Origin of the sequence: Longicatena sp. 210702-DFI.1.196, assembly GCF_020563125.1 — a bacterium.
Classification (GTDB): Bacteria; Bacillota_I; Bacilli_A; order Erysipelotrichales; family Erysipelotrichaceae; genus Longicatena; species Longicatena caecimuris.
Window position 1 is genome coordinate 46,864 of sequence record NZ_JAJCPX010000012.1, and the last position, 23,482, is coordinate 70,345.

Consider the following 23,482-nt stretch of genomic DNA (forward strand, 5'->3'; position numbering starts at 1 on the left):
TAACAGAAAAGGAAAGAGGGAAAACAAATGAAAAGAATATTTGCAAGTTTTATGGCAGTGGCAGTTGCCTTTGTCATGGTGTTAGGGTTTGGTAAGCCAATCACGGCTGCGGATGGACAAGGAAGTTTAACAATCAACGGTACGAAAGATGGTAAAACGGTGGAATTGTATCAATTGTTTAGTGCTACAAAAAGTGGTGATAATGTCGCATATACATTGAATACGGATTTCGAAGAGTATTTCCTTACGTTACCTGGATTTACTGGTAAGGCAGATGATGCTTTGTCAACTGCTGCATATGATTATGTAAGTGGATTAAATGAGGATACAGCTAAAGTAGATTTTGCCAAAAATGTTCTAAATTGGTTAGTCACCACAGAAAAAGGAAAAACAATAAATCCGACAAAATCTGAGACAGCTAATGCAGATAGTTTAACGATAGCAGATATATCATACGGATATTATTTGGTTTATCCAAAGGGTGCAGCAGACACAGTAAATGGGACTAATGAATTAGTAAAGAGTCCAGCTATGTTAGTTAGTATTCATAAAACTGAAACAACAATTAATATGAAAAGTACATATCCGACAGTGGATAAGGTAATCGTAGATGGAAACACTAATATAGCAAAAGATGCAAATATCGGTGACACGGTAACTTTTAAATTGACATCCGTTGTTCCTGATATGACCGGTTATAGTAGTTATACTTTTAACTTTAAGGATACATTATCAGAGGGTTTAACATTTGGCGAGATTAGCAGTGTGAAAATAGGGGAAAAGATTTTAACGGAAGATAATACAGATACACCGAAAGAGGATACATATACTTTAACTAAAAATGGGCAAAGCATTACAATAACCTTTAATAACTTTATTTCTAACAAGGATTCAGTAGGAGTATCAATAGAGGTTACGTATACAGCTATTTTAAATGAAAAAGCAGTTTCCGGAATGAATCCGAATTCCAATAGCGCAACTGTAGAGTATAGCAATGACCCATCGAATCCAGCAACAGGAACTGAAGACTCTGAGCCTAGTGTAGTTGATGTACATACTTTTGATTTTACGATTTATAAGTATTATTTAACAGATACAAATGATGCTGAATCAAAAACACCTTTAGCTGGGGCACAATTTGAATTGTATAAAGCAGATGGTACTTCTAAAATTAATTTAATTGCCTTTACTGGAGGAAATTACCGACAGGCTACTTCAGAGGAGGCAAATAAAGAAGGTTTTACTTCAGCTGTTATAACCTCTGATGATGATGGTAAAGTAAAAATAAGTGGACTTGATGCTGGAACTTATAAGTTAAAAGAAATCAAAGCTCCTGATGGTTACAATAAACTTGTAGGAGATGTAACGATCAAGATTGCGCCAACTTATAATACTAGTACACAAAAATTAGAGAAAGTGGATGTTACATATACAATAGGAGATCAATCAAAAACAATAACAATAACAAATAAAGATGCTTCTCCAGAAATTCCAATTGAGAACAAATCAGGCAGTGTATTACCGGATACAGGTGGGAATGGTACGATTATGTTCACTATCGTTGGTGTTGGTATTTTAGCAGTGATGATTAGCTGTTCTGCCATTAGTAGAAAACGCAGAAGAGCATAAGTAAAAAGGAAGAACAGGACTTTATTTAAGAAAATCACCTGTTTTTTCCGCAATGGGCATGAGAAAGCTTGTGCCTATTGCGGAAGAAAGATAAGATTGAGGATGAGGTTATGAAAAGACGAATCTTTATGTGTTTGCGAATATGTGGCTATCTGATAGGGTTAGGTATCTTATTTTATCCGGCTATTAGCAATTATTTGAATCAGCGACATGCGACAACGATTGCTACAGATTATGAACAGGAAGTATCACATATTACGCAACAGCAAGAAGATGAAATGATGCAAAAGGCATTGGCATATAATCGAACATTAATTGGAAACAGTGAGATACTTGATCCCTTCAGTGAAGAAGCGAAACAGTTGAAGCATACTACTTATAATAAACTGCTAGATATAGATGGAAATGGCATGCTTGGTTATATTGAGATACCGAAGATTCATATTTTATCGCCAATTTATCACGGAATAAGCGAACGTGTATTACAATCTGGTATCGGACATTTACCAGAAACTTCTTTGCCGGTGGGCGGGGAAACAAGTCATACGGTATTATCTGGACATCGGGGATTGCCTAGCGCAAAACTTTTTACCGATCTGGATAAAATGGAAAAAGGGGACGTATTTTACATCAAAGTTTTGCATCATACCCTTGCTTATCAGGTGGATCAGATACTAACTGTGAAACCAACACAAACCCAGGCGTTATCCATAGTAGAAGGAAAAGATTATGTAACTTTATTGACGTGTACGCCTTATGCGATAAATACACATCGCCTATTAGTGAGAGGAACAAGGATTCCTTATGAGGAAGCTGTTAAAATAGCTGATGAAATGGAATTAAAGGCTGAATTGCCATTCTATATTAAAGCATTAGGTGTTGCATGTATTGTATTAATTGGGGTATATATAAGTGTAAAGTGGTATGTACGAAAGAAAGGAAACGCATATGAAGAAAGGAAATAAACGATATAAAATCAGTATTGGTATTTTCTTCTGCAGTCTGCTTTTTATAATGCCTTTTGGTATTGCATACGCAAAGGAATATGGAAATGTCATTATCAAAGCAATCATACAAAAGGATGGTGATGATAGGCACGCATTACAAAATGTATCGTTTGCGATATACAAAGTTGCCGATTGGAAAGATTCAGAATGGACTCAAAGTGGTGATTTTCTGCATGTATCACTGAATTTAGATGATATGGATTCTTTGCATCAAAAACAAAATGCTCAAATGTTAGCCGATTATGTACATGAGCATGGTTTAAAAGGTATACAGAGTACAACTAATAGTCAAGGTGAAGCGGTTTTTACTAAGCAAGAAGCGGGGATGTATTTATTAGTACAAGAAAAGCAGGCAACTCTACAAGACAGTATTTATAGCAGTGCCCCATCGTTGTTTAGTGTTCCATTGCAGATGGATGGGAAAGAACAATGGGAAGTTGTGATAGAACCAAAATTTGAAAACAAAACTTTACCAATACAAGACGATGATTCTTCTGCCTCTCATCAAAAAGACCCCTCTTTCGCAACGGGGAATGATGCATCATCTTCTGCAAATAAAGATGTGCAGACGAAAGATATTACCAGGAGAATAGAGATCTTGAGCCTCTTCTTAGGCAGTGGAGGGCTATTGCTGCTCTATGGAAAGTATAGAAAAGCAAGTCAAAATTTATGAAGAAATTGTAAATAATTGACGGTTGACAAAAAAGATGAATTGCGATAAAGTAGGAAAGACAAAAAAATCATATAGAGGCAGCGATGCGTCAGAGTAGGAGTAGGAGCCGGCAGGCAGTGAAAACTTTGAAAGGTAATCATCGCCGAAGGTGATTTTCCGGCGGGGAAGTTATCTGGGGTTATCTGGAAATACCGATAACACTCCTTCATGTAAGATGAAGAGGAGCTATTGACACTCGAACTATGGAGTCGTGCAATAGCGCGACTTTTTTGTGTATTAAGAAAAGAGGTAAAAAAATGAAACTTAAGAAATTAGCAACAGCCGCATTGGCAATGACATTTGTGCTTTCCGGATGTGGAGGAAGCGAAGATGATGGAAAAAATGTATCTAGCGTAACTGGTAAAGAAAAGTTTGTAGTTGGTATGGAATGTAACTATGCGCCATTTAATTGGCAGAGCAATGAGCAGACAGATACCAGTGTAGCAATCGGTGGAGCCGGTTATTGTGATGGCTATGATGTACGTGTGGCACGTTATGTGGCAGAACAGTTGGATCGTGAAATCGAAGTTAAAAAAGTTAGCTGGGAAGGATTACAGCCAGCATTGAATTCAGGTGAGATTGATGCGGTGATTGCTGGGATGACAGCCGATGATAAACGCCGCGCAGGTATGGATTTTACTACGCCATATTATGAAAGTGAAATGGTTATGATCGTTCGTAAGAGTGATAAAAAGGTTGCAAAATACAATGATATTCAACAATTTAAGGGCAAAACCGTTATTGGTCAGAAGAGTACGAATTATGATACGGTCATTGATCAAATCAAAGGGGTAAAGCATGCAACACCAAAAGCGACTTATCCTGAAATGATCGTGGCTTTACAGAAAAAAGAAGTGGATGGTATTACAGCGGAACTTCCTGTAGCTGAAGGGGCAGTTGCGGCTAATAAGGATCTTACCATTGTACATTTCAAAAAAGGGAAGGGCTTTGACATTGATACAAGTGTTTCTATTGCTATGAAGAAAGGGACTAGTGATTCCCAGCTCTTTAAAGACGTTCAAAAAGCAGTTGATAATCTTTCTAAGAAAACGCGAGATGAATGGATGAAAGAAGCACGAAAAGCTCAGCCTAAGGCAGAATAAGGAGGAGTTTCTTACATGGTAATTGCTGCTGTTCCTGAAGGAATGCTGCCAAAAGCCTGGTGGATATTCCAAAACAATATACCATTATTATGGTATGGTATTAAGATTACGTTAATGTTGGCAGTATTGGGCACTTTCTTCGGTTTATTGATTGGTCTAGTGCTTGGTGGTGTCAGAGCCGTAAAAATAGAGCCGCGTGATCGTATGCCAATACGTATAGTAAAACGTATCTTGCATAGCATTGTGGCAGTATATGTATGGTTTTTTAGGGGTACGCCAATGATGGTACAGGCAATGTTTCTGTATTATGCATTGCGCCCTTATCTGGGATGGAGTGCTAATGTTGCTGGAGTCGTCATCATATCTGTAAACACGGGTGCTTACATGTCCGAAATCATACGAGCAGGGATTCAATCTATCGATAAGGGGCAAATTGAGGCTGCTCGAAGTCTTGGTATGACAAATACACAGACCATGACAGCCATCGTTTTACCACAAGCCATTCGCAACTCCTTCCCTTCTTTAGGCAATGAATTAATTGTTAATATCAAAGATAGTTCTATGCTGAATGTCATTGGCGTAATGGAATTGTTTTTCCAATCTAGTTCTGTAGCGGGAAGTATGATGCTGTTTACGGAAACCTTTCTATCTACCTGTGTTATTTATTTGCTATTGACGAGTGCTGCTACGCTATTGTTGACATGGATTGAAAAACGTCTGCATATGCCTAAGACTTCCTTTCCGACTAGTCAAAGCGTACCTAAGGCAGGTGATTTGGCATGAGTGATACTTTGTTAGAAATTCGTCATTTAAAAAAACATTTTGGTTCTTTGGAAGTGTTAAAGGATATTGATTTTCACTGTGATAGCAATGAGGTTATTACTATTATTGGTTCTAGCGGAAGTGGAAAATCAACGTTATTACGCTGTATCAATTTATTAGAAACACCGGATGCCGGTGAAATACTTTATCATGGTAAGGATATCTTAAAGGGTGAGTTGAATTTGAATGTTCATCGATCACATGTTGGTATGGTGTTTCAGTCATTTAATTTATTCAATAATAAAACGGTATTAGAAAACTGTATGCTAGGCCAGCTCAAGGTCTTGAAACGCAGTAAAGAAGAGGCGAAGGCAAAAGCGTTGGATAATCTGCGTAAGGTTGGTATGGAGATGTTTGCCAATGCCAGCAGTATGCAGCTATCTGGCGGTCAGAAGCAGCGTGTGGCAATTGCTCGCGCTTTGTGTATGGATCCTGAAATCCTATTGTTTGATGAGCCAACCAGTGCATTAGATCCGGAAATGGTAGGTGATGTTCTGTATGTCATGAAACAATTGGCTAAAGATGGTTTAACCATGATCGTCGTAACACACGAAATGGCATTTGCTCATGATATCAGTTCACGTGTCGTATTTATGGATCAAGGTGTTATTTGTGAGCAGGGAACACCGAGTGAGCTTTTTGAGCATCCACAAAATGAACGTACGAAAGCATTTTTAAAACGCTATCGATTACAAAAGCAATAAACAAAAAAAGATAATCCAAAGGGAGCACTTAGTTCCTTTTGTCATCATGAATCTGTAGGGAAAAAGCACAACCGTGTAATCTCCCTACTTTTTCTATGACAACTTCAGTTTCGAGATGTTTGTAAATAATACGCGATGTTCCATTGCATTTTCACCTTGTATTCGTTACTATTAAATAGATGATACATGGAGAAAATACGAGGTTAGGAATATGCACAACAAGGAACTTTATTTAGAGATGATGTGCAGTTTTTTTAGGAAGGCTGTGAATAGGAGTGAATATACAAGCTTGACGATGCAATACTAGGGTTGTTTTCATGAAGACACATATCATCATGCGTGGATACTCGCTTTTTTATGCAGTGTATTTGTACCAACAGCGCTTCTTTCTTCATTTGTTTGTAATTGGAAGAAGCGGATAAATTCAAGATGTGGGCATTGATGTTTTAAGTGCGATGTTCGGTTTGCAAATGCGCAAAAGGTATTTAGCTAAGAAACAGCATAAATAGCAGATAGGGAGATGAGTAAGGATGGATGTGCATACGATAGCACCAATTTTATTTCAAACAGTAAAAGCAGCCGGTGTTGTGGCAAGAAATTTACAGGCCAATATTCAAAACGAAGGGAAAACCATTGAACGTGAAGAACGAGAAAGTGATGCACATTTTGCAATGAGAGAAGCGAAAACTAAGGTGGATGAGTTAGTACAGGAGATGCTGTTACAAAGTGTGTATCCTTATCTTGGTCATATGGTAACTTTAGATGTGGAAGAGGATACACCCTCGTTGCGCTTATATCCAAAGCAGGATCATGCATATACCCTCATTATTGATCCAATTGATGGTACGCTGCCCTACATTCAGCAGGCGGATACCTATTCGATATGTGTGACTTTGCTGCAAGAACATGAGCCACTTATTGTAATTGTTTATTTTCCAGCACGTGATGTTTGCTATTCTTATGTTGAGGATGCTGGAACAATGTATTATGAACAGGCATCCTTAAAAACTTATGAACAGGGTGAAAAATTGACCTTTCCTTCGCAACCGCCAATGCCCAAATTACTGTTTAAGAATGCGCGGGTTCCTCAAGCGTTGGTAGAAAAAATGCAAGATGCGGGATATGAAGTGATCGATGATCAAGTGCATGGATGGAACTGTCCTGCTGCAATACTGGCTTGTATGCGTTATGAAGCTATGGCGTATTGTTGCGCAAAGCGCAATTTGCGAGATGTCATGCTAGCGATGATCATGGCTAAGATGCAGCATGGATATGCTTATGATTTTAAAGGAAATCCCATCCTTTGGAATACACATGGTCGACAAGCGGAAATCGTTGTCAGCGGCTACGATTTAACGGAATTCTTCAAGATATTAGAGAGAAATTAAATTTAAAATATACAAAATGGAGAAAATTTACGCTTTTCTCTTTTTTTTATCGTATGACAGTATGGTAGGAGGTATGGCATGGAAAAGATACATATACAAAAACAAATTACACAGCAAATTAAGAAAGAAATGCTGTTTTTGCAACGATATGCAGAAGAATTGCGGCTGCATAGTGTCTTATATGAGGAAGATGGCAGGCATCTGCAAATTGAAGATGAGCTTGTGGATTATTTGCATTATACAAGAAGTGTCTTAGATTTACGAAATGACTGTAAACAGAGGAAAGAGCCAGTCTTAAAAGCAATGGAGCAACGAAATTTGCGACATCTGCAGAAACAAAGTCGTGATCATCATGCATATCAATTGCTTCAAACGATTTTACAATTACCCAAGCAAGAGAAAGATCTATTGTTAGATATGTATGTCCGCGGCTTAGATCGCAGAATCATCATGCTGCATCAAGGAGATATCGTAGAAAGCACATTATATCGTCGCTTGCAACGAGCGTATCAGCATGTATATGAACTTTTGCGCTATATGTAAGATAGTTATTTTTTCAAAGGTGACACTATGCAACTCTTAGGATTTCTTAAGGCTTTCTTACAAAGTTGTTAGCAGTCAATCTATTCCATATATGGAAAATATGATATAATACTTCTGTCAAAGCAGAAAAAGGTTAACTTTTTTTGTTTCTTGCGATAACAGGAGGGAATCAGATTGGATAAACGAATTGTCATTAATATGCTTTCCAATGCCGATAAAGTGGAAGGCCAGGGAGTAGGAAGTGCTTATCTGGAACAGGTGAAACTAGTCAGCGAAGGCGCAAGTGATCTGTTCGATGTTCGCATCAACAGTGTGAAAAAAGCAGATATCGTTCATTCTCATACGATAGAACCGCAGAATTATCTGCGTATGAAAAATAATAAAAATGCTAATGTATGTTATGTACATTTTTTACCTGATACCTTAGATGGCAGTATTCAATTGCCTAAGGCATTATTTCATGTATTCAAAAAATATGTTATAAGCTTCTATAAGACAGCCGATTATCTGATTGTTGTAAATCCGACGTTTATGAAAGAATTGGAAACTTATGATATACCTAAAGAAAAGATGGTATATATTCCCAATTATGTGTCCAAGGAAGACTTTTATGAAAAAAGTGAAGAAGAACGTTTCGCTATACGTAAGAAATATGGCATTACGGAAGATGCTTTTGTCGTTATTGGCGTTGGTCAGGTACAGACTCGTAAAGGGGTGCTGGACTTTATTGAGGTTGCTAAAAAATTACCGCATATTCAATTCGTTTGGTGTGGTGGGTTCTCTTTTGGAAAGATTACCGATGGCTATGAAGAACTGAAAAAAGTCGTTGAAAATCCACCTGCAAATGTGAAATTTTTAGGCATCATTCCACGCAGTGAAATGAATGATATTTATAACATGAGCAATCTGTTATTCATGCCATCTTATAATGAATTGTTTCCTATGTCCATCTTGGAAGCAGTGAATTTAAAACGCCCATTAGTCTTACGTAATTTGGAATTATATGAGGATATTTTATTTCATAAATATCAATGTGGGGAATCCAATGAAGACTTTGTGATGTTGATTGACCGATTACAAAAGGATACGGCGTTTTATCAACAAAGCAGTGAGGATTCCGCTTATATCAGTCAGTATTATTCAAAAGAAAATGTCTTGCAGATCTGGAAGGACTTTTATACAAGGGTTTATCAAGAGCAAGAAAGTGGGGAACTGCTGAGAAGACGCAAAGAAGAAAAGAAAGCGAAAAAATAAGCAGTAATAACTGTCTGTTTTGCGCTTAAGGCATATCTTATATCTTTGTTGTTCATTATTTAAAAGATAGCGATATGCTGTTGATCGCATTTGTTGAGCGGTCTTAAAAGCGAGGGATTAAGATGAAAAATTCTGTAAAGAGTTATGTCCTGAATTTCCTGCTGATCATTGGGTTGACCGTTGTTGCCTTATGGTTTGCATTAAAGGATCATTATCAGGAGGTCATGACGCTGATCGGCGGTATGCACTGGTACTGGCTTGTGATCATTTTGCTGTGGGGAATTGCCTATGCCTGTGTGGTAGGCTGGATCTTAGCAGTATTTGCTAAAAGAAGTAAAAAAGATTATACCGTTTTACAAGGTATCGCAAATGGTTTTGTAGGTATCTTTTTCAGTGGTATCACACCTAGTGCAACCGGCGGACAATTTGCGCAAGCGTATATATTTAAGAAACAGGGGATTAAATTCAGTGATGGTGCCAGTATCTTATGGGCTGATTTTATTGTCTATCAAACAACGATGATGCTGTATGTTACCATTTTGTTTCTGGCACGTTTTTCTCATTTTATGGCAATCATCGGTCCATTGTTTTTTGGTATCTTATTGGGTTATCTTGTGAATGTATGTGTGATTGGTGTCTTGTGGACAATGGCGTTGTTTCCTCGATTATATGTGCGATTGTCACAAGGCTGTGTAAAGATTTTGGCAAAATTGCATATTGTAAAAAATAAAGAGAAGACATTAAGCAGCTGGACGGCACAGATGGAATCTTTCACTACAGAAATCAAAAAGATGCAGCATGAGAAAAAGATGATCTTACAGGCGGTTGTATTGAATATAGTACGAATGACGATACAATTTACATTGCCTTACTTTATCATGAAAGCAATGGGGGTTTCTGTAGGGGCAGATCGTTTTATTGATTGTCTAGCACTTTCCAGTTTTGTCTTAATGGCCAATGCCTTTATCCCCATACCCGGGGCGAGTGGAGGAACAGAATTGGTCTTTACGGCTTTATTTCAATCCGTAGTAAAACATGCAGCATTAGCAAGCGGCGTTATGATCCTATGGCGTTTTTCAACCTACCATGTTGTCATGCTGGTGGGGGCTGTCGTCTTCTTGTTCTTAAAACGGAAATATGATAGTGAAAAATGGATGAAAGAGGAAAAGGAGGCGGATGTATGCGAATAGGTTTATTCACCGATACATATACACCAGATATTAATGGAGTTGTATCCAGCATCGTTACTTTACAAAAAGAACTAGAAAAAAACGGTCATGATGTTTTTGTTATTACCAATCATAAAGCAGCTCGCATGAAAAAAGAAGGCAATGTACTGCGCCTGCCTGGATTAGAATTAAAATGGCTGTATGGGTATAAGTTGTCTACTCCATATCATTTTGCAGCACGTGATGAAGTGCGTAAAATGAATTTAGATGTAATACATGTGCATACGGAATTCGGTGTAGGCATGTTTGCTCGCATCGTGGCAAAATATTTGAATATTCCAGTCGTAACGACATATCACACCATGTATGAGGATTATACGCATTATATCAATCGTTTTGATATCGATGAAGTAGATAAGGTATCAAAAAAAGTGATATCAACCTTTTCAAGAGCGATATCAGATAGTGCACAGGCAGTTATATCACCAAGTGAGAAAACAAAAGAGACATTGCAGAAATATGGTGTTAAGACACCGATTTATGTGATTCCTACCGGCTTGAATTTTGAGAACTTTAATCGTGAATCCATTAACATGGAGAAGGTGAAGGAAATTCGGCATCAATATGGAATTGCCGATGATGATCATGTGATTACATTTGTTGGTCGCATTGCACCAGAAAAAAGTGTGGATATTCCGATTGAAGGATTCCGTTATATAGATGATCCTAAAATTAAGCTGCTGATTGTTGGCGGTGGTCCACAGCTGGATGAATTGCAAGCGATGGTAAAAAAATACCATTTAGAAAACCATGTGATTTTCACTGATAAAAAGCCAAGAGAAGAAGTACCATATTATTATGCGTGTGCAGATTGCTTTGTGTCTGCATCCTTAACGGAAACACAAGGCATGACATATATCGAAGCGCTAGCTTGTGAATTACCGGTTTTTGCTCGATGGGATGATGTTTTAAAAGATCTTGTTGTCGAAAACGACAGTGGCTTTTTATTTGATACACCGCAGGAATTTGCTCGCAAGCTAATAGCATTCTTTGCTTTACCACAAGATGAACGTGATGCTTTCCGCAAGCGTGCAAAAGCAAAAATTGTAAAATACGATTCTAAGGTTTTTTATTCTAAGGTCATGTCAGTTTATTATCAGGCGATTGATGATTTTGAGGATGCATATGAAGTCGTAAAAATTAAGACATTAGATGATTATGTTCGCATTTATGTGGAAAACGATAAAGAAGATCAGCCAATTAAAATATTGATACGACTGGATGATTATTTCACCTATAAGATTCGTCTGCATACAATGTTGGATCGTTATACCGTAGCGGATTTCCAACATAAGGAAATTCGTTTAGAAGCTTATCGTGCTGCTATTCGCAAATTACGTATAAAGGATTATACACGCAAAGAAATGATGTTGTATTTTAATCGTCTGCCAGGCTTAGGGAAAGAAGATGTTGAAATATTGCTGAATGAATTAGAAGAAAAAGGCTATATCAATGATCAGCGTTATGTATTGGATCGCTTGGATAGCATGCAGTTTTCATTGACCGGGAAAGGGAAGATTCGACGTACCTTGTTAAATAAGGGAATTGATCCTGAGATCATTGATCAGGCGTTAAACAATTTTGATGATGTACAAGAAGCAGATAAGGCTCGTAAAATGGCTGAAAAATTAATGAATAGTGTGAAAGATAAGTCGGCTGCTATGAAAAAGCAAACGATCATTCAAAAGTTGATTCGTCAGGGCTTTGATGGTGATTTGGCAAGATCGAGCGCAGAAGAACTTGATTTTTCCGGTGTCGATGACAGCGAAGCATTAACGAAGACCATTCAAAAAGCGTTGCGTAATTATGCAAGGCGCTATCAGGGTGTTCAGTTGCGCAATAAGGTCATTGCATATTGTCTACAAAAGGGCTTTCGGCATGAAGATGTAATAGCAAAAATAGAAGAAATGGAGTGGCAAGATGAATAAAACATTAGCAGAGCTTGAAGATGGTTTTCGTGGGGAAATCACGGTATTGCTACTTCAGGTAAATAAAGGCGTCACAGCGAAGGGAGCACCCTATCTGTCCTTTCAATTACAAGATAAGACAGGCAGCATGGATGCGAAATATTGGAATGTTCCAGAGAACTTGTTATATGCTTATAAACCGGGAATGTTGGTTAAAGTGAGTGGTGATGTCTTATGTCATCAAAAACAGCTTCAGTTTCGTGTAAATCACATGGAAGAAGTAAATGATGAAGAATATGATATTTGGAACTTTGTGAAGAGTGGACCAATTGCGAAAGATGAATTACAAAAAGAAATTACGGCTTATGTAGCATCTATTCGAAATGAAGCCATTCATGCAATCACACAAGCGTTTATCACGGATTATGAAAAAGATTTTTATACATATCCGGCAGCTATGAAAAATCATCATGATTTTGTGAGTGGCTTGGCAACCCATGTGTTAGGCATGCTGCATATGGCGGATGCTTTATGCAAGCAATACACATTGTTGAATCGTGATCTGTTGATTGCCGGAGTGATCTTACATGATATCGGAAAACTGATTGAATTAAGCGGAGCGGTTGTGACGGATTATACCAAAGAAGGCAAATTGTTGGGACATATCAGTATTATGCAAAGCAAAGTGGAAGAAAAAGCAAAACAGCTTGGTTATACAGGGGAAGAGGTGCTGTTGCTGCGACATATGATCCTTGCTCATCATGGACAATACGCTTATGGATCTCCGGTGTTACCAATGATTCCAGAAGCGGAAATGCTGTACTTGCTGGATAATATGGATGCACGTATGCAGTCAATGGAAAAGGCATTGGCACCAATAGAGCCAGGAGGCTTTACTCCGCGCATCTTTGCGATGGAAAATCGCTTTCTTTATAAAAGTACATTAGGGAATAACTCAAAAAAATGAGTATTCCCTTTTTTTACTTAAATAAATGCATATATAAGTATTTCAGTAAAATATGAAAAAACAGTTTTCCCTATCTATTTCTTTGTTAATTTGGTATAATTATGCATGAAAGAGGTTGTATACCGCAGCAGAAAGGAAAGCATATGAAAATCTTGACATTGAGTATCATGATTGCCAATGAACTCAAAAACATGATAGAACAAGAGAATCTGAAAGAGGGAGATAAACTGCCTAGTGAACGAGATCTTTGTGAGAAATTAAATGTTCAGCGATTAACCCTTCGCAGTGGATTGCGGATTCTTTTACAAGAAGGAATCATAGTTTCAAAACAACGCAGCGGGTATTATGTCAACAAACCACGAGTAGAAAAGAATGTCTTCCATTTAGAATCGACCAGTGAAGCAATTTTTCAACAAGGTCTGAAAATGAAAATGAAATTATTACACTTGTCAAAAATGGAATTGAATAAATATTTATCTGCGCATATGCGTTTGCCTTTAGGAACTAAAGTATATGAACTTCAGCGTTTACGTTATGTAGATGATGAGCCGATTTCTTTGGAGACAACGTACATTCCTATTGAGATCGTACCTGATCTTGAACATTACGATTTACAAGAACAAGCATTGTATGTAATATTGGAAACTGCTTATGATATTCATATTGATCATAGTGAACAGGAAATTCTTGTCAGTACTGCTGATGATTTTGCGGCAATGTCGTTGCAGGTAGCAAAAGGTGAACAACTAGTGTTGCAACAGGGCTTGGCGTACGATACTAAAAATCGTCAGATTGAGTATACAGAAAGTCTGATGAAGATGGAACGCTTTGTTTATGTTAATTAGGAGGATGTGATGTATGGACTATCGGATGCCGCTTTATATGCAGTTGAAGGAAATCATCATGAAACGCATTGAGGATGGGGAATATCTTCCCGGGGAAAAGATTCCCAGTGAAAGAGAGATGGCAGATACTTATGGTGTAAACCGAATGACGGTAAAAAACGCTATTAATTCTTTGGTGGAAGCTAATATATTATATCGAATTCATGGTAAGGGAACATTTGTCGCGCAAAAGAAAACACAAAAGGTAACTTTTTATGATAATTTATCTGAATCCAGTCGAGGATTAGGTGCTGTTATTAAAGACAGTGGAATACCTTTGATGAATCAAATTTTGGAAAAGGGTGTCATATCTTCACGTGGCTATTTAGCCAATAAACTGCATATTTTAAAGAATGAAGATGTTTATGTATTGCATCGTTTACGTAATATCGGAACAGAATCCTTTGCTTTAGAGTACTGTTATGTTCCTTATCATTTGTTTAAAGATATTGATACTTATAATTTTGAGCATGTGTCTTTATACGATTACATGGAGAGCAAAGGTCATCGACCGGTAGTATTTTCTCAGCGGCTGACGATTTTAAAAGCAGTGCAACCGGAAGCCCGATTGATGAAGATAGCGGAAGGTCATCCATTGTATTATTTTGAATACATTGGCAAAGATGCAAAAGGGAATGTAGTAGAATACACTGAAAGCTATGTCCGTTGTGATAAGGCAAAATTTACTTTTCGCGCAAAACGATAAGTCGGCAAAAAGCTGACTTTTTTCATTTCTGAAGATTATTCAACATACAAAAGCGAGAAGCTAAATTCAATGAGTATTGCCATGAAAATGAGGTCCTTTATAATCAACATGGACGCTGTATAATAGAAACCTAGAATGTCTTTTTTCTTATGCCCAATTTAACAGGGTTCATTTGACATAGCTAGGACTTTTTTTATGTTGAAATACTATGGTTTAGAATATGTGGTATATCGAAATATAGATGGACTCGCACGATATTTATTATAGTGGTATAAAAACTGTATAAACTGGTATATACATGAAACCTCATGAGCACAGGAACGATAGAATTTCATAAATTTAGAAAAAAAATATGTATTTTTTTGATTTTTTTTAATAATTATCAGAAATGCGATAAATAAAGGCTTTTATTAAACAAATTTTCATAAAATTATCGATATTGATAGACAATAATTTACACTTGTGGTGAAAAAGTAAAAAGAAAACGCTTGCAAAAAGATTACAATACTGGTATATTAAAAACGTAAAGTGGATTAGCTGATAAACCACAGGGTGCACACTGCGACTACTTCAGCTTGGATCTCACTTTGAAAAACATTCCTTTCCAGTATAGCACAAATGATGAAAAAAAGAATTGGATGGGAAAGAAAAGCTGATAGGAAATCGAAGGAGAAAAAAACATGGAAAAAGAAAAAGTGATGTTACCGAAATTTAATGTAGAAACTTATCTGAAAGATGGCGATGCTGTCGTTGCGAAATTAAAAGAAGTAGAAGCGGTTGCGGATAAAGTACATGATAAGGGATATGAAAATATTTTCTTGTTAGGAATGGGTGGAACTTATGATGAATTAGAGCCAATTCAGTACATCATGAATAAATACTCAGAAGTAGAAGTGCATTTAGCCAATGCAGCAGAATTAAACGTCCTTGGCAACAAGCGTTTAAAGAAGGGTTCTGTTGTTATTACTGCCAGTGCTTCCGGTGATACCAAAGAAATCGTGGAAGCTGTGGAATGGATCGTGAAAGAAGGCATTGAAGTTGTTGCTTTCACCAAACCAGAAACACCACTTGGAAAACTTGCAACTACGATCATCACTGCTCCTGTAACAACCGGACAGTGTGAATATAGCTATCTGATGTTTGACGTCTTAGCACTGCGCTTATTAAATCGTCGTAATGAATTCCCAAAATATGAAACCTTTATTGCCCAAACGAAAAATATCTTCCATGACTTAGTAGATATTCGTGAAAAATTTGATGCAAAAGCCGATGAAATTGCAAAAGCCTATGCTTTAGAACCATATAGCATCTTCGTTGGCAGCGGCGCATTGTGGGGAGAAACCGTATTATTCTCCATGTGTATCTTAGAAGAAATGCAATGGGTACGCACAAGAGCAGTATCCAGTCCGGATTTCTTCCATGGAACATTAGAATTGGTAGATAAAGATGTACCGGTCTTCTTGTTCAAGGGTGAAGATGAGTGCCGTAAGCTGGATAACCGTGTAGAAGCGTTTGCCAAGAAATTCACGGATAAGCTGGTTGTCATCGATACCGCAGAATATGCGATTGATGGTTTAGATCCTGAATTCCGTATGATTGTTTCACCAATGATCTTAACCGCGTTAGTGACAGAACGTCTGGCAAGCTATTATGAAACTTATACCAAACACAATCTTGCTTATCGCCGTTACTACCGTCAATTTGAATATTAGAAGCAATGGAAAAAATTGATGCCGTAATCTTTGATATGGATGGTGTTCTGATTGATTCAGAACCCATCTATATGCATCATGTTCTTTCATTCTATGAACGTTTTGGCATTCATGTGCCATATGAAGAAGTCGTAAAATTGGCCGGCAGCAGCAATGAAGCCAGCTGGCAGATGATGGCATCGTGGTGGAAGGAGGCGATCGATCCTAAAGAGCTGGAACAGCTATACGAAACCATAATGCAGGGTGAAGAGGAAGTCGTGTTTGCGGATATTGTGAATCCATATGTGCGTTATATCTTACCAAGATTACGCGAAAGGGGCATAAAAACAGCGATTGCATCTTCATCACCAATGTCAGCAATTCATGCCATGATGCAGCAATGTCAATTATCGAATAGTTTTGATTTGGTAGTAACCGGCAGGGATTTTCCTTTCAGCAAACCAGATCCTGCCATCTATTTACATACGGTGAAACAGCTGAAAGTAGCGAAGGAACATTGTATCATTATCGAAGATTCCACGTATGGTATTGAAGCAGCTATACGTGCAGATATCAAAGTAGCAGCATTAAAAGATGAACGATTCCATTATGATCAAACAAAAGCAACGTATCTGGTACATGATCTATTGGAAGCCTATCATCTTATCTTGGAAGGAGAAGACTAGGATGAGCAAATTAGAACTTGCGGCTATGAATTGTCATCATCGTTTCTATCCACTGGAAGAATTCTTTGCCAGTGCTGCTTCAAATGGTTATAAAAAGGTTGAACTCTGGACAGGGCCACAACATTTCTATATGGATCATGAGCGTTATGATTCCATCGATAAACTAAAACAGTTGGAACAACGCTATCATCTGAAAATTATCGGAATCTGTCCGGAACAGACAAATCCTAAACCTAATAATATGGCCGCAAGAGAACAAGATATGCAGGATAGAGTATATCACTATTTCTGTAATGCGGTTGATGTGGCATGTGAACTGCAGGCACAACAAGTTGTCGTTACAAGCGGCTGGGCATTTCTAGATGAGCCAAAACAAGAAGCCTGGAAACGCAGTGTGACAATGCTGAAACGCATTGCCCAATATGCGCAAGCAAACGGCATGAAACTGGCAATTGAAGCTTTGCAGGAAAATGAATCTGTATTAGCAAACAGTGCCCAAGATCTTGCTCAACTGCTTGATGAAGTAGATGAACCAGCATTAAACATATGTCTGGATATGGGTGCAATGGCAAGAGCAAACGATACAATTCAAACATATTTTGAAACATTTCATGATAAAGTTATCCATTGCCACTTTGTGGATGTGAATGAAGAAATCACACATCTGGCATGGGGAGATGGAAAACGTGACATGCGATGTGATTTACAGGATTTCATGAAGTATGGATATCATGGCATCCTGTCCGTAGAATGTGTCAATCAGCGTTACTTCAAAGAGCCATTCACAGCCGATGCAGCATCTATGCGAATATTTGAAGAACACATAAAGGAGATTGACAAATGAAACATTATGTACTTGCATCACACGGAGGTTTTTCGAAAGGAATCTATGAGAGCATTCAGATCATCATTGGCGAACAGCCCAATATACATATCGTACAGGCGTTTGTGGAAGGCAATAACGATATCACATCTTTAGTAGAGGAAACCTTAGCAGCGATTCCGCCTGAAGATGAAGTAATCGTATGCAGCGATGTGTTTGGCGGCAGTGTCAACAACGAATTCATGAAACAGCTGAGAAATCGCAACCATATGCATTTGATAACCGGCATGAATCTGCCATTATTGATGCAGTTGTTTCTCAGTGTTGAAGAGGATACGGAAAAGATGATCCATGATATCGTGAACAGTGAAGATACACGCGTAAAGTACTGTAACGATATGCTGCGTAGCGCAGCAAAAGAAGAAGAAGACTTCTAGAAAGGTGATGTAACATGATTAAATTAGTACGCGTTGATCATCGCTTACTGCATGGTCAGGTGGCTTTTTCCTGGACCAATGGTGTTGGCGCAAATTGTATTTTGGTAGCAAGTGATACCGTAGTACATGATGATGTATGGAAGACCACATTAAAGCTGGGGAAACCTAGCGGAGTGAAATTGGTAATTAAAAATATGGCCGATTCCATAGCGGCTATTAACAGTGGAGTAACGGATAAATACAAACTGATTATTGTTGTTCAGACCATTAAAGAAGCAAAACAGCTTGTGGATGGTTGTCCATCGATTACCAGTATCAATTTAGGAAACACCAAGGAAAGCAAGACAACAACACAAGTCAGCAAACAGGTTTTCCTTGAAGAAGAAGAGAAAGCGATTTTGAAAGAATTGATGGAACGAGGCGTAGAGTGTGAAATCAGAGCACTTGTAGATGATAATAAACTTAATGTCGCCCACGTTTTAAAGTAAAATGAGGAGGAAATAATCATGGTAGTACAAGCTATCTTAATTGGTCTGATTGCTGCATGGGGTTCTTTGGATTATGCATTCGGTACATTATATACCTTTAGACCAATCGTTTTAGGACCATTAGTAGGTTTAGTTTTAGGGGATGTAAAAACAGGAGTTGAAATTGGGGCAAGCTTAGAGCTGTTGTTTATGGGGGCAATTTCTGTAGGTGCCTATATTCCACCAGATGTTAATATCGGCGGTGTCTTAGCGACGGCATTTGCCATTTCAATGGGAAAAGGTGTTGACGCTGCTGTTGCTTTAGCTATGCCAATTGCCGTAATTTCCTTGGGCATCGGAAATTTAGTTTCCGCCATTACACCTGTTTGTTTGAAAATAGCCGATGATGGTGCAGCGGCTGGTAATGATAAGAAAATCATGTTTACGCAGTGGCTTATGGGAGCATTTGCTACCATCTATAAATTCCTGTTGGTCTTTGGTGCTTTCTATGTTGGTGCTGATAAAGTACAGGCTTTGTTAGACTTTATTCCACAATTTGTACTAGATGGCATGGGCGTGGCAGCCGGTATTCTTCCTGCAATGGGATTTGCGATGCTGATGCGTATGATCATTAACAAGAAGCTGATTCCTTTCTTCTTCTTAGGTTTTGTTTTGGCATCTTATGCCAACATTCCGGTACTTGGTGTCGCTATCATTGCGGTCATCATTGCCGTAGAGAAATTTGGCTTTTTGGAAGATCGGCCAGTGATGGCTGGTAATGCTGAGGAGGTAAGTGATGATGACGACTTCTAATACGGATGAAAAACTGATTACCAAAAAGGACCTGTTGCATTCAGCATGCAATATCGGTGCCTTAGGAATGGAATATTCCTGGAACTATCCTCGCCAAATGCATTTGGCATTCTGTTTAATGATCAACCCAATGTTAAAAAAGATTTATGCAGATGATCCTGAAGGTTATGCAGAGGCTTTAACAAGACATGTGGCATTCTTTAATATCACGCCACAGCTTGCGCCTTTTGTTGGCGGTATTGCCGTATCTATGGAAGAGCGTGTTGCGAAAGGGGAATTGGAAGGAGCTGCTGTTGATTCTGTCAAAGCTGCTTTAATGGGACCATTAAGTGGTATCGGTGATTCTATCTTCTTAGGTTGTATCCGTGTCATTGCCGTTGCCGTTGGTATTTCATTAGCATCTACCGGCAACATCATGGGACCAATTGCTTATTTCTTGATTTATAATATTCCAGCCTTCTTAGTACGTTTCATCGGAGCAGTGAAAGGTTATGAATTAGGCTTCTCTTTCTTGGCGAATGCTGAGAAAAGCGGTTTGATGGAAAAAGTGATGTTTGCTTCCGGTATTGTTGGTATCATGGTAATCGGTGCCATGAGCAAAGACATGTTCTATGCGACGATTCCGTTGAAGATTGGGGCAAATGTTTCCGGAGAAGATGTACAGACCGTACAAACGATTTTGGATGGCATCATGCCTGGTATGCTAGGCTTATCTGCTACTTGGATCTATTATTGGCTGTTGAAAAAGAAAGTCAATCCAATGTGGCTCATTCTCGGCACGATGATTCTTGGTGTTGTTGGTGTTTATTTTGGTTTCTTAGGATAATATATGCATGCAAGATGCATAGAAAGGCGGTTACATATGAATATACATACGTATATTGATTACATTGATGATCCAAATGATACTTACGAACAGTATTTAGAGAAAGCAAAAAAGTATCATTTCCGCTGTATCTTTGCGCAGATTGACACTTATGATGAAGCCGTTGCTTATTTAAAGGATAGCGGCATCATCATCGCAGGAGCAATTGATTTTCCTGAAGGTGTCTTATCATTAGATGAAAAAATGAAACGTTTCCAGGCATATGCGGAGAAAGGCTTTAAGGAAATTGATTATGTCTTAAATCAGCATGCTATCGAAACAAGAGATTATGCTTATATTGAAAAAGAAATGAAGACCATTACGGCTTTCTGTCGAAAACATGGCATTTGCGATAAAGCAATTGTTGAAATGTGTAAGTTGGATGAGGATGCGAAAAAGAAGGTATGCGAGATTGCATTGCGCGTAAAACCAGCCTTTTTAAAAACATCTACTGGTAAGAGCTTTGGCGGAGCTAAGTTAGAAGATGTTTTATTGATGAAGAAAATCTTAAAAGATGAGGTACGTATCAAAGCAGCCGGCGGTATTCACACATATGAAGAGGCAAAAGCATTGATTGATGCCGGCGCATCGGCATTGGGGGCAAGTGCAGGAATTGCCATTTGTGAAGGGGAGAAACAAGCATAAAGCAGAATAGAGGTAAACGTCCTTTGATGATTGCCTCTTTTCTTATAAGCTTTTCATCAAATATACACGCATGTTTAAGCGTTTATACTTGATATTAGGATAAATGAGAGTATTCAAGGAGGTGGACATGCAGCAGAGAAGTTTTTTACGTTATTTTATGGGACTGGCATTGCCGGTCATCTTGCAACAACTTTTAGCACACTTATTAGCGATGAGTGATACGATCATGTTAGGAGCTTTCAGTGAAGATGCAATCAGTGCTGTCAGTGTAGCTAATAAATATTTCTTTATCTATAACCTGGTAATCTTTGGGTTAAGCAATGGTGTAGGACTGTTTATCTCGCAATATCATGGGGCATTGCAGAAAGAAAATGAAAATCGCACATTGCGTTTTGGCTTGCGCTTGTGCGTATATACAGCCATTATTTTTATGGTTATTTTACTTGTATTTCCTTCCTTCATCATGTCGCTTTTTGTGAAAAATGAGGTGTTGATCAGATTGGGCAATGTGTATAATGGCATTGTGGTATTCTCTTATCTTCCTTATGCATTAGCACAGATGTTGGGCGTTGGCTATCGTGTGATTGCCCAGCCGCGTATTCCTATGTATGCCGGTTGTCTATCCTTCCTTTTGAATATCGCCTTGAATTATGCCTTGATTTTTGGACATTTTGGTTTTCCATCCCTTGGTGTAGCAGGAGCCGGTATTGCGACCTTATGTTCACGCATTGTAGAAGCACTTTTCTTATGTGCTGTTGCTTTACGTAAAGAAAGTGAATTTTATTTGTTAACTGCCTATACTCGTTTTTCTTTAAGGGAGAAATACAAGATTGCCCAGCGGGCAATTCCACTTGTTTGCAATGAATTTATTTGGTCATTAGGATTATCCTTTATCTTTATGAATTATTGTGCTGTAGATGAACGCTATATACCTGCCTTAACCGTAGTTGATACGATTGCTAGCATGATTTATGTAGCCTTTAGCGGCTGCAGTGCGGTGACGGGTGTCGTCATTGGCAATGATTTAGGGGCAGGCAAGCTAAAGCAGGCCAAATTGGATGCCAAAAAGATGATACGGATCGGTTTATCCATTTATATCATTGGGTGTGCTTTGGTCTTATGCACCAGTCCGATAGCACCTTTTCTGTTTTCGTTACAAGGAGAGAGTCGGCATATGGCGATGCAGCTTTTAATGATCAAGGCTTGTATTACTTGGACACAAGGCTATTCAGAAACCATTTATTATATTTTACGAGCCGGTGGAGATACGCGTTCCGTCTTGTGTATTGATGGCTTATTTACTTGCTTTGGACCCTTACTCTTATCAACGCTGTGCGCACGTGTACTGCATATCCCTATGCTATGGATGTTTGCAATCGTAGAAGGCAGCAGTATTTTTAAAATTTTTATTGCTACTTGGTTTTATCGAAAAGAAACGTGGTTAAAGAATTTAACGGAAAGGAAGCATGACTTACATGAAACAAGAAATATTACAGAAAAGAAATCCACAAGTATGTATCAAAAATGTGAATGATGCAGCATTTTCACGCTATGGAAAGCTCATCCACTTGGATGTGGATGCTTTGTTACAAGAAGCAGAAAAACAGTATCCGATACCAACTAGCGGGAATGCATATATTGCTGATATTGCGGCGTTACATCCTTTTGCTTGTGTAGCTGAAATCGCCCATCGTATTTTTGCTGAAATGGCAATTGAAGTAGGCATCTGTCATGGACATAATACGACCTTACTGGGGCTGGAATACCATATAGGATCTGAGGTGAATATGGCCATTACCGATTGTGTCTTAGCGTTAGGACGAAAGGAAGACTTTCAGGCACCTGGTATTGATAAGGAGGCATTGGAAGTATTTTATGTACCCAAAGGCAGTGTCATAGAGTTGTTTGAAGGTACTTTGCATTATTGCCCATTTTCGGCAGATCAAAAAGGGTTTTCCACAATTGTGATCCTCTTAGATAAAACAAATACACCGATTTCTTATCGAAAAGGAGAACTTTTGACAAAACGCAATAAATGGTTTATCGCACATGTGCAGAATCAAAAGAAGATCCAAGAGGGAAATGTTGGCGGATTGTTGGGAGAACCTTTACAGATATCGTTACTTCCTGTAGAATAAAGGAGAAGATGTAGGAAAGAGAGATGAAATCATGCGTGTCCAGATGGACAAAAGACGAAAAC

The 23,482-nt window shown here is 38.3% G+C and carries 24 protein-coding genes and 1 riboswitch; all 24 genes read left to right on the forward strand.

What is annotated here, in order from left to right; all coding sequences use genetic code 11:
- Nucleotides 1–27: 27 nt before the first annotated feature.
- Nucleotides 28–1,629 carry a SpaH/EbpB family LPXTG-anchored major pilin gene (locus LI241_RS07100; protein WP_008687603.1) on the forward strand — a complete coding sequence of 534 codons (1,602 nt, stop codon included), beginning with the start codon at nt 28–30 and terminating at the stop codon, nt 1,627–1,629.
- 110 nt (nt 1,630–1,739) lie between these two features.
- Nucleotides 1,740–2,594, forward strand: coding sequence for a class C sortase (locus LI241_RS07105; protein ID WP_008687605.1), 855 nt, complete (start codon nt 1,740–1,742; stop codon nt 2,592–2,594).
- Nucleotides 2,578–3,309 (forward strand): pilin N-terminal domain-containing protein, encoded by a 732-nt coding sequence (locus LI241_RS07110; RefSeq protein WP_008687608.1) that lies wholly within the window; start codon nt 2,578–2,580, stop codon nt 3,307–3,309. Before LI241_RS07105 ends, LI241_RS07110 begins: the two co-directional genes overlap by 17 nt.
- A gap of 64 nt (nt 3,310–3,373) precedes the next feature.
- Nucleotides 3,374–3,545: riboswitch (Lysine riboswitch) on the forward strand.
- Nucleotides 3,546–3,605: 60 nt separating this feature from the next.
- Nucleotides 3,606–4,451, forward strand: coding sequence for a transporter substrate-binding domain-containing protein (locus LI241_RS07115; protein ID WP_008687610.1), 846 nt, complete (start codon nt 3,606–3,608; stop codon nt 4,449–4,451).
- Between the two features lie 15 nt (nt 4,452–4,466).
- Complete coding sequence (locus LI241_RS07120; RefSeq protein ID WP_008687612.1) at nt 4,467–5,234, forward strand: amino acid ABC transporter permease; 768 nt, start codon at nt 4,467–4,469, stop codon at nt 5,232–5,234.
- Complete coding sequence (locus LI241_RS07125) at nt 5,231–5,977, forward strand: amino acid ABC transporter ATP-binding protein (protein ID WP_008687616.1); 747 nt, start codon at nt 5,231–5,233, stop codon at nt 5,975–5,977. Before LI241_RS07120 ends, LI241_RS07125 begins: the two co-directional genes overlap by 4 nt.
- A gap of 530 nt (nt 5,978–6,507) precedes the next feature.
- Entirely contained in the window at nt 6,508–7,365 is an 858-nt protein-coding gene (locus LI241_RS07130) for an inositol monophosphatase family protein (RefSeq protein WP_008687618.1), read from the forward strand.
- Nucleotides 7,366–7,443: 78 nt separating this feature from the next.
- On the forward strand, nt 7,444–7,908 hold the full coding sequence (locus LI241_RS07135) for a hypothetical protein (protein ID WP_008687620.1): 465 nt from the start codon (nt 7,444–7,446) through the stop codon (nt 7,906–7,908).
- Between the two features lie 174 nt (nt 7,909–8,082).
- On the forward strand, nt 8,083–9,162 hold the full coding sequence (locus tag LI241_RS07140; RefSeq protein ID WP_008687622.1) for a glycosyltransferase family 4 protein: 1,080 nt from the start codon (nt 8,083–8,085) through the stop codon (nt 9,160–9,162).
- Between the two features lie 122 nt (nt 9,163–9,284).
- Nucleotides 9,285–10,352 carry a lysylphosphatidylglycerol synthase transmembrane domain-containing protein gene (locus LI241_RS07145; protein WP_008687624.1) on the forward strand — a complete coding sequence of 356 codons (1,068 nt, stop codon included), beginning with the start codon at nt 9,285–9,287 and terminating at the stop codon, nt 10,350–10,352.
- The gene (locus tag LI241_RS07150; RefSeq protein ID WP_008687625.1) at nt 10,343–12,319 is read left to right on the forward strand and encodes a RecX family transcriptional regulator; all 1,977 of its coding nucleotides are present in this window, start codon (nt 10,343–10,345) and stop codon (nt 12,317–12,319) included. The genes LI241_RS07145 and LI241_RS07150 overlap by 10 nt, the downstream gene beginning before the upstream one ends.
- A complete protein-coding gene (locus LI241_RS07155) occupies nt 12,312–13,265 on the forward strand; it encodes a 3'-5' exoribonuclease YhaM family protein (protein WP_008687627.1) in 954 nt (317 codons plus the stop codon). The genes LI241_RS07150 and LI241_RS07155 overlap by 8 nt, the downstream gene beginning before the upstream one ends.
- A gap of 143 nt (nt 13,266–13,408) precedes the next feature.
- On the forward strand, nt 13,409–14,110 hold the full coding sequence (locus LI241_RS07160) for a GntR family transcriptional regulator (protein WP_008687629.1): 702 nt from the start codon (nt 13,409–13,411) through the stop codon (nt 14,108–14,110).
- 13 nt (nt 14,111–14,123) lie between these two features.
- Nucleotides 14,124–14,855 carry a GntR family transcriptional regulator gene (locus LI241_RS07165; RefSeq protein WP_008687630.1) on the forward strand — a complete coding sequence of 244 codons (732 nt, stop codon included), beginning with the start codon at nt 14,124–14,126 and terminating at the stop codon, nt 14,853–14,855.
- Nucleotides 14,856–15,535: 680 nt separating this feature from the next.
- Nucleotides 15,536–16,567: an SIS domain-containing protein gene (locus LI241_RS07170; protein ID WP_008687631.1), complete on the forward strand. Its 1,032-nt coding sequence runs from the start codon at nt 15,536–15,538 to the stop codon at nt 16,565–16,567.
- Nucleotides 16,568–16,572: 5 nt separating this feature from the next.
- Nucleotides 16,573–17,232, forward strand: coding sequence for an HAD family phosphatase (locus tag LI241_RS07175; RefSeq protein WP_008687632.1), 660 nt, complete (start codon nt 16,573–16,575; stop codon nt 17,230–17,232).
- A 1-nt stretch (nt 17,233) separates the two neighbouring features.
- Nucleotides 17,234–18,076 carry a sugar phosphate isomerase/epimerase gene (locus LI241_RS07180; protein WP_008687633.1) on the forward strand — a complete coding sequence of 281 codons (843 nt, stop codon included), beginning with the start codon at nt 17,234–17,236 and terminating at the stop codon, nt 18,074–18,076.
- Nucleotides 18,073–18,492, forward strand: a complete 420-nt coding sequence (locus LI241_RS07185; protein WP_008687634.1) for a PTS sugar transporter subunit IIA — start codon at nt 18,073–18,075, stop codon at nt 18,490–18,492. The genes LI241_RS07180 and LI241_RS07185 overlap by 4 nt, the downstream gene beginning before the upstream one ends.
- 14 nt (nt 18,493–18,506) lie before the next feature.
- Complete coding sequence (locus tag LI241_RS07190) at nt 18,507–18,980, forward strand: PTS sugar transporter subunit IIB (RefSeq protein WP_008687635.1); 474 nt, start codon at nt 18,507–18,509, stop codon at nt 18,978–18,980.
- A gap of 18 nt (nt 18,981–18,998) precedes the next feature.
- Entirely contained in the window at nt 18,999–19,772 is a 774-nt protein-coding gene (locus LI241_RS07195) for a PTS sugar transporter subunit IIC (protein WP_008687636.1), read from the forward strand.
- The gene (locus LI241_RS07200) at nt 19,759–20,598 is read left to right on the forward strand and encodes a PTS system mannose/fructose/sorbose family transporter subunit IID (RefSeq protein ID WP_008687637.1); all 840 of its coding nucleotides are present in this window, start codon (nt 19,759–19,761) and stop codon (nt 20,596–20,598) included. The genes LI241_RS07195 and LI241_RS07200 overlap by 14 nt, the downstream gene beginning before the upstream one ends.
- A 36-nt stretch (nt 20,599–20,634) precedes the next feature.
- The gene (gene deoC / locus LI241_RS07205) at nt 20,635–21,282 is read left to right on the forward strand and encodes a deoxyribose-phosphate aldolase (protein ID WP_008687638.1); all 648 of its coding nucleotides are present in this window, start codon (nt 20,635–20,637) and stop codon (nt 21,280–21,282) included.
- A 127-nt stretch (nt 21,283–21,409) separates the two neighbouring features.
- Entirely contained in the window at nt 21,410–22,816 is a 1,407-nt protein-coding gene (locus LI241_RS07210; protein WP_008687641.1) for an MATE family efflux transporter, read from the forward strand.
- Nucleotides 22,758–23,420 (forward strand): DUF4867 family protein, encoded by a 663-nt coding sequence (locus LI241_RS07215; RefSeq protein ID WP_008687642.1) that lies wholly within the window; start codon nt 22,758–22,760, stop codon nt 23,418–23,420. The genes LI241_RS07210 and LI241_RS07215 overlap by 59 nt, the downstream gene beginning before the upstream one ends.
- The last annotated feature ends 62 nt before the right edge of the window (nt 23,421–23,482 follow it).

Coding starts and splice junctions, on each gene's coding strand:
- LI241_RS07100 (WP_008687603.1), top strand. CDS start 28: ATGAAAAGAATATTTGCAAGTTTTATGGCAGTGGCAGTTGCCTTTGTC.
- LI241_RS07105 (WP_008687605.1), top strand. CDS start 1,740: ATGAAAAGACGAATCTTTATGTGTTTGCGAATATGTGGCTATCTGATA.
- LI241_RS07110 (WP_008687608.1), top strand. CDS start 2,578: ATGAAGAAAGGAAATAAACGATATAAAATCAGTATTGGTATTTTCTTC.
- LI241_RS07115 (WP_008687610.1), top strand. CDS start 3,606: ATGAAACTTAAGAAATTAGCAACAGCCGCATTGGCAATGACATTTGTG.
- LI241_RS07120 (WP_008687612.1), top strand. CDS start 4,467: ATGGTAATTGCTGCTGTTCCTGAAGGAATGCTGCCAAAAGCCTGGTGG.
- LI241_RS07125 (WP_008687616.1), top strand. CDS start 5,231: ATGAGTGATACTTTGTTAGAAATTCGTCATTTAAAAAAACATTTTGGT.
- LI241_RS07130 (WP_008687618.1), top strand. CDS start 6,508: ATGGATGTGCATACGATAGCACCAATTTTATTTCAAACAGTAAAAGCA.
- LI241_RS07135 (WP_008687620.1), top strand. CDS start 7,444: ATGGAAAAGATACATATACAAAAACAAATTACACAGCAAATTAAGAAA.
- LI241_RS07145 (WP_008687624.1), top strand. CDS start 9,285: ATGAAAAATTCTGTAAAGAGTTATGTCCTGAATTTCCTGCTGATCATT.
- LI241_RS07150 (WP_008687625.1), top strand. CDS start 10,343: ATGCGAATAGGTTTATTCACCGATACATATACACCAGATATTAATGGA.
- LI241_RS07155 (WP_008687627.1), top strand. CDS start 12,312: ATGAATAAAACATTAGCAGAGCTTGAAGATGGTTTTCGTGGGGAAATC.
- LI241_RS07160 (WP_008687629.1), top strand. CDS start 13,409: ATGAAAATCTTGACATTGAGTATCATGATTGCCAATGAACTCAAAAAC.
- LI241_RS07165 (WP_008687630.1), top strand. CDS start 14,124: ATGGACTATCGGATGCCGCTTTATATGCAGTTGAAGGAAATCATCATG.
- LI241_RS07170 (WP_008687631.1), top strand. CDS start 15,536: ATGGAAAAAGAAAAAGTGATGTTACCGAAATTTAATGTAGAAACTTAT.
- LI241_RS07175 (WP_008687632.1), top strand. CDS start 16,573: ATGGAAAAAATTGATGCCGTAATCTTTGATATGGATGGTGTTCTGATT.
- LI241_RS07180 (WP_008687633.1), top strand. CDS start 17,234: ATGAGCAAATTAGAACTTGCGGCTATGAATTGTCATCATCGTTTCTAT.
- LI241_RS07185 (WP_008687634.1), top strand. CDS start 18,073: ATGAAACATTATGTACTTGCATCACACGGAGGTTTTTCGAAAGGAATC.
- LI241_RS07190 (WP_008687635.1), top strand. CDS start 18,507: ATGATTAAATTAGTACGCGTTGATCATCGCTTACTGCATGGTCAGGTG.
- LI241_RS07195 (WP_008687636.1), top strand. CDS start 18,999: ATGGTAGTACAAGCTATCTTAATTGGTCTGATTGCTGCATGGGGTTCT.
- LI241_RS07200 (WP_008687637.1), top strand. CDS start 19,759: ATGACGACTTCTAATACGGATGAAAAACTGATTACCAAAAAGGACCTG.
- deoC (WP_008687638.1), top strand. CDS start 20,635: ATGAATATACATACGTATATTGATTACATTGATGATCCAAATGATACT.
- LI241_RS07210 (WP_008687641.1), top strand. CDS start 21,410: ATGCAGCAGAGAAGTTTTTTACGTTATTTTATGGGACTGGCATTGCCG.
- LI241_RS07215 (WP_008687642.1), top strand. CDS start 22,758: ATGAAACAAGAAATATTACAGAAAAGAAATCCACAAGTATGTATCAAA.